This is a genomic window from Synergistota bacterium, from assembly GCA_021159885.1.
Taxonomy (GTDB): domain Bacteria; phylum Synergistota; class GBS-1; order GBS-1; family GBS-1; genus AUK310.
Genome location: JAGHDO010000093.1, coordinates 1 through 5,569 on the forward strand (window position 1 = coordinate 1; position 5,569 = coordinate 5,569).

Sequence of the window (5,569 nt, forward strand, 5' to 3'; positions counted from 1 at the left end):
CTATTAAAAGATCAAAAGGACCTTCCAGTAATAGGAACTGCTTTAGCAGGAAATGTCCAGTTTTTGATCACAGGAGATAAAGAACTGCTCAGTCTCCGGAAGTATAGAAATATAGAAATCCTTTCTCCAAGAGAATTCTGGGAGCGATTAAGAAAACATAATCTCTTTAGGTGAAGGGGTAAGAGAGTGAACAATATAAAAGAGAACTCGCAAGCGGTGTGGAAAATCTTAAAAAAGCGATAGAGCTTCTCAAGACTCGCAAGGAATTTCTTAAAAAACGGTTCGGAGTAATACGCCTGGGAATATTCGGCTCGTTTGCTAAGTGTAAAGCGAGTCAAAAGAGCGACATTGATATATACACCAAAGGAGGGCTCGAGAGCATAAGGATTCCCTATGTGAGAAGGAGCATAGAAAGGAGCATCACCTATGTCTGAAAGAACAGATAAAGAATTTTTAATGGACATTTTAGAAATGGAAAATGAAAGTTCAGTTAAGATAGTAGCCTTAGAAAAAAAGATAAAAAAGAAAATTAAAAAGCGGAAAATCACTAAGGAGGATGTAAAAGAAGCCATAGAATGGGCGAGAAAAACCTTAAGGATGGAAAAAGGTGTTAAGTATCTAAGAAGTTAAAACTGAAGGATACTGAAGATTATTACATATAGTGAAAAGCTTTAAAATTTGAAGTAAAAATAAGAATGGGTGAGATTGGAGAGGATGTGATTATGAAAGCATTTCTCCAGGCGTAGGAAAGGAGTAGAAGACCGGATATAAAAACTCTCTCTTTTAGTATAATATATGCGACTTCGGAAACTCTTAAAGTAAGAGAGGATGGAGATCGAAGGAATAGGAATTAACGCCGACTCGAAAAGAATCAACGGAAATCTAAAGAGATTTGATGAGGAGCTCTCCGTTTTTGAGGAGTTTGGCTTTGACTATGTGGAGATTTCTCCCCACGGCGTTGACGGCATAATTCACGGGAAGGTAAACAAGTTTAAGATAAATTTGATCATAGATATTCTTAAAAAGCACAATCTGAAATATACCGTCCACGCAGCAGATATAATTAACCTTAAAGATATATTTAATAAGAGAATACAGTTCAGCTCAATGAAGGCGACAATAGATTTCGCGCACCTTATAGGTGCGCGAATCCTCGTTTATCACTGTGGTAGCTATCTTAAGTATGATGAAAACGGCGCTGAGTTCACGGAGTATGAACAGAGAGAAAACGAGATAGAAAGTTTAAAGAGACTCGCTAACTACGCGTCGGAGAAAGAGATCAGGATAGGGGTTGAAAACGTCTACCAATCCTTAAGAAGCGTTCTCGAGCTCGTTAAGGCGGTTGATAAGCCTAATGTAGGTTTAACGCTCGATATAGGTCACCTCTACTTCTGGGGCAAAACGAGGGGCGTTAGATACAGGTTTCTTGACGAGATCGAAAGAGCGATGGAGTATACCATACATATTCACGTCCACGATAATTTCGGAGAGCCTCCGTTCCTTTATGGATACGACATAGAAAACACGGATACTTTCAGGTTAACGCTTGGTCTCGGTGATCTTCATATGCCGATAGGGTGGGGCGAGATCCCATATGACAAGGTTTTTGAAATTATAAGAAAGCACGGGTACAATGGAGTGATAATAGCCGAGATAAACTCATGGGAGAGATACTACAACGCACTACGCGATATTCCCATAAATATAAGAAGATTGCTTAAGGGCGAAAAGATAGAAATACACCATATATAGCTCAAAGCGAAAAGCGCTATGCAGCTTTTGTCTCGCGCGAGATTATATCTATTATGTCCTGCGGAGTAACCTCTTCTTTAGTGAAGTCTCCAACCTTTTTGCCATGTTCAAGAAGTGTAAATCTATCTGCCACTTCATATACGTGATATATGTTGTGTGTTATGAAGACAACAGATAACCCCCTTGACTTGGCTTCGAGAATAAGCTCAAGAACTCTTTGCGTTTCCTTTATAGATAGGGCAGCCGTTGGCTCATCAAGTATAAGAAGTTTTGCTCCAAAATGAATAGCTCTTCCAATGGCAATAGCCTGTCTTTCACCACCTGAGAGAAAGGAAACGGTTTCGTTAACATCTCTCACCTTAACCCCTATATCAGTTAACATCTCTTTGGCTATCCTATTCATGTTTCTTTTATCAAGAAGCTCAAAGGGCCCTACCTTATAGGTTAGCTCTCTTCCAAGGAAGAAGTTCCTCGCTATGCTCATAAGCTCAACAAGCGCGAGATCCTGATAGACGGTCTCTATTCCCATAGCTCTCGCATCTTTGGGAGAGCTAAAGTTAACCTTTTTACCTTCAAAGTATATCTCTCCCTCATCTGGCTGATAAAAGCCTACGAGTATCTTTATCAGGGTTGATTTGCCCGCACCGTTGTCTCCTAAAAGCCCTACCACTTCATTTTTCCCGACGGTAAAATCAACGCCCCTTAAGGCTTGAACCCTTCCAAAGTTTTTAACGATTCCTTTCATCTCAACAAGAGGCATTTCCATCGTCATTATCCAGCCACCGCCCTTTTGATCTTCATGTTTATGATAGCAGCTATAACGAGAATTATCCCTATAAAGGCCCTGTACCAGTATGGCGGAGCTCCCGCCAGAATCAATCCGTTTTGAACCATTCCTATCAGGAAAGCTCCTATAAAGGCTCCTATCACGCTACCATAACCCCCGTTTAAAAAGGTTCCTCCGATGACTGCAGCAGCTATCGCCTCAAGCTCCATCCCCATGCCGAGCGTCGGGTCCACTATCTTAAATCTGCTTAAGTTAGCCATTCCGGCGAAACCCGCAAGGAGAGCACAGAGTATAAAGTTTATCATCTTGACTCTGTTAGCCGAAACCCCAAGAGCCTTTGCCACCCTTGGATTACCCCCAGTGGCAAAGACCCAGTTTCCATATCGAGTGTTAGTAAGAATTATTGAAAATACAATGGTTATAAGTATAAACCATATACCGGAAGCCCTTATATCACCAGCAAGCTCCTTACCGAATATGCCAAGAAAAGCTAAGCTTCCTTTGTAGTAGAGGGGAAAACCCCCAGTTACAGCAAGCAATATTCCCCTCCAGAACATCTGCATTCCCAATGTAGTAATGAAGGAGGGGATTCCTGCTCTTAAAGTTATAACGCCATTAAGATAACCTATGCCCGCAGCAACGAGCATAGAGAGGAGAAAGGCGATTACCACGGGAATACCGTGAGACGAAAAGAGAATGACGAACATTGGAACTATGGCGAAAACGGAACCGACCGAAAGATCAAATTCTCCCGCTATCATCAAGAAAGTAATACCAATCGTAACTATGCCAAGCTCGGCGGATATAGTGAATATGCTTGCGAAGTTAGAAGGAGTAAGGAAATTTTTAGAAATAACCGAGAAAACCACGAAAACCCCGAGAAATCCTATAAGAGCACCTATCTCGCTATATCTTATAAGCCTATGAATTTCCTTTTTCTTTAAGGTAGCTTCCATAAAGCCATCCCTCCTTTTAGAAAGTTCTGGCTCGTCAGCTCCTTCGATGAGCTGACGAGCCAGAAAGAAAAAGAATTATCTATATCCTGCCTTAACCATCTTAGCTACGAGATCAACGTTGCTCTTGTCAACGATGGATGGACCTGTAAGCACGGTTCCGTGGGGAACCAACCCATACTTGTTATAGAGATAGAGGAATACTATCGGGAGATACCCCTGGAGGTATTGCTGCTGCTCAACCGTGAAGAGAAGTTCTCCCTTCTTTATAGCCTCTATCATAAGGGGAGTAAGATCCCAACCGCTAACCTTTACCTTTCCAACGAGTCCTTTCTCCTCAATGAGCTTCAAGGCGGGCTGAGTTCCTATAGGACCAAGGGTGAATATCGCATCCGTATCAGGGTGGCGAGAGAGATAGCTTGCCATTATACCAACAGCCTTGGTCGGATTAGTCGTTATATCAATCTCCTCAACGGGTATTCCCTTCTTGGAAAAGACATCCTTTATACCCTTTGCTCTAAGCTCAAGACCGGTATGCCCTGGCTCATGGATCGCAACGATCGCCCTCTTTGGGGTGAACTCCTTGAGCATTCTCCTTGCAGCCTCCACTCCACCTCTGTACTCGTCCATTCCAACATAGCACAGGTATGGGATCCTCTTATCAGGCGGTCTCGTATCGGGAACGTTTATGGCTATAACCGGTATACCCATCTTTATAGCCTTCCTCAAGGGCTCATCGAGCGCTACCGCGTTCGTTATTGTAACTATTAAGCCATCCGGCTTCGCAGATATGGCACTATTAAGCATGTCGACAAGCTTCTTTATGGAGAACTTCTCCGGACCGAGGTAGGTGGCTTTAACACCGAACCTCTTGGCTGCATCCTCCATTCCTTTCATAACTACTCCCCAGAAGGGATCGCCGGGGCCTCCGTGGGAAACCACATAGAACCTAAGCTGCTTAGCCAAGGCCGCAGATGGATAGAGAGCCAGGGTGAACGCTCCGATGACCAATGCCGTTAAAACCAAGCCAACCCACAGTTTCCGCATGGGGGAAACACCTCCTTGCGTTTTTAGGATTCCTCCCAGAAGAGCTCCCTTACCATCCTATAAACGCATTCTTCTAAAGATGGCTTGGGAAGCATTTCTCCTGAGAACCACCAGCTATAGCCGAGCTTAAGAAGCTCATTTACGATCCTTTCAAGATCCAAATGACCATATCCTGGAGCCCACCTGTTTGAATCCGCTATATGTACATAACGCAGAAGGCGATGAGCCACAGCAAGTCTCATGGACTCAAATATGCTTCTTTCCTCTATATTCATGTGAAAGGTATCGGCAAGAAGGAATAGCCTCTCGCTTCCAAGATCTTTTATCCATTTTATAGCTTCTGGCACGGTATTTATAAGATCGGTCTCATATCTATTTATGGGCTCGATAAGTATGTTAACCTCGTGTTTCTCCGCGAGCTCGAGAACCTCGAGCATGGAAGAAGTAAGGGTTTTCATTGCTTTTTCAACGCTTCCCTCGCTTTTTCCTCTTATAAGGCCTACGATTATGTATGGATTTCCCGGCATATTCTTAGACAGTTTCATGTGAGACTCAAGACGAGCTATAGCTTTCTCTCTAATTTCAGGGTCAGGAGAGGAAAGTGAAAGCCCCTCGTCAACGAAAGCTTGCCCTGTACCTATAGCGCTTACCTTCAGATCCAGCTTTTCAAGCAGGGGATTTATGCTTGAAAGATCGACCTTTTCTGGATCTCTTATGGCAAACTCAACCCCATGAAAACCATAGAGATTGAGCAGGAGGAGGAAATCCTTTCCCAGCTTCTCTATCGCCTCGAATGATGTTTCCTGCAAGGAAACCGCAAACGATAGCGAATACATGGTTTAGACTCGCTCCTCTACGCAGGGGGATAGTGAAGATGATAGATGCTTTTTCCACCCTTTAGCGGTCCCTTTATATACTGCTCGACTTCCTCGGGATCGCGCTCCGTAATCTCTTCAACGGGAGGAAGCTTTCCGGGAGGAAATACTTCCATTATCTCATTTATAAACTCCTCAAGCCAATCCAAGAAAGC

At 43.4% G+C, this 5,569-nt stretch carries 7 protein-coding genes; 3 read left to right on the forward strand and 4 right to left on the reverse strand.

Annotated features, from left to right (window positions below; all coding sequences use genetic code 11):
• Positions 1–218: 218 nt before the first annotated feature.
• From J7M13_09595 to J7M13_09605, 3 genes are all read left to right on the forward strand, one after another.
• Complete coding sequence (locus J7M13_09595) at positions 219–434, forward strand: nucleotidyltransferase domain-containing protein (GenBank protein MCD6364231.1); 216 nt, start codon at positions 219–221, stop codon at positions 432–434.
• Complete coding sequence (locus tag J7M13_09600) at positions 427–630, forward strand: hypothetical protein (GenBank protein ID MCD6364232.1); 204 nt, start codon at positions 427–429, stop codon at positions 628–630. Before J7M13_09595 ends, J7M13_09600 begins: the two co-directional genes overlap by 8 nt.
• 198 nt (positions 631–828) lie before the next feature.
• On the forward strand, positions 829–1,752 hold the full coding sequence (locus J7M13_09605; GenBank protein MCD6364233.1) for a sugar phosphate isomerase/epimerase: 924 nt from the start codon (positions 829–831) through the stop codon (positions 1,750–1,752).
• 16 nt (positions 1,753–1,768) lie between these two features.
• On the opposite strand, the gene J7M13_09610 is transcribed toward J7M13_09605, so the two are convergent.
• The 4 genes from J7M13_09610 to J7M13_09625 form a co-directional block, all read right to left on the reverse strand.
• Positions 1,769–2,518, reverse strand: a complete 750-nt coding sequence (locus J7M13_09610) for a sugar ABC transporter ATP-binding protein (protein ID MCD6364234.1) — start codon at positions 2,516–2,518, stop codon at positions 1,769–1,771.
• Positions 2,519–2,523: 5 nt separating this feature from the next.
• Positions 2,524–3,495, reverse strand: coding sequence for an ABC transporter permease (locus tag J7M13_09615; protein MCD6364235.1), 972 nt, complete (start codon positions 3,493–3,495; stop codon positions 2,524–2,526).
• 75 nt (positions 3,496–3,570) lie between these two features.
• Positions 3,571–4,539: a sugar ABC transporter substrate-binding protein gene (locus J7M13_09620; protein ID MCD6364236.1), complete on the reverse strand. Its 969-nt coding sequence runs from the start codon at positions 4,537–4,539 to the stop codon at positions 3,571–3,573.
• A 23-nt stretch (positions 4,540–4,562) separates the two neighbouring features.
• On the reverse strand, positions 4,563–5,375 hold the full coding sequence (locus J7M13_09625) for a sugar phosphate isomerase/epimerase (GenBank protein ID MCD6364237.1): 813 nt from the start codon (positions 5,373–5,375) through the stop codon (positions 4,563–4,565).
• Positions 5,376–5,569: the final 194 nt, after the last annotated feature.

What these genes read in the sequence shown, in the direction of transcription:
- J7M13_09625 (MCD6364237.1), bottom strand. Translation starts at nt 5,375, where the DNA reads ATGTATTCGCTATCGTTTGCGGTTTCCTTGCAGGAAACATCATTCGAG.
- J7M13_09615 (MCD6364235.1), bottom strand. Translation starts at nt 3,495, where the DNA reads ATGGAAGCTACCTTAAAGAAAAAGGAAATTCATAGGCTTATAAGATAT.
- J7M13_09605 (MCD6364233.1), top strand. Translation starts at nt 829, where the DNA reads ATGGAGATCGAAGGAATAGGAATTAACGCCGACTCGAAAAGAATCAAC.
- J7M13_09600 (MCD6364232.1), top strand. Translation starts at nt 427, where the DNA reads ATGTCTGAAAGAACAGATAAAGAATTTTTAATGGACATTTTAGAAATG.
- J7M13_09610 (MCD6364234.1), bottom strand. Translation starts at nt 2,518, where the DNA reads ATGGAAATGCCTCTTGTTGAGATGAAAGGAATCGTTAAAAACTTTGGA.
- J7M13_09620 (MCD6364236.1), bottom strand. Translation starts at nt 4,539, where the DNA reads ATGCGGAAACTGTGGGTTGGCTTGGTTTTAACGGCATTGGTCATCGGA.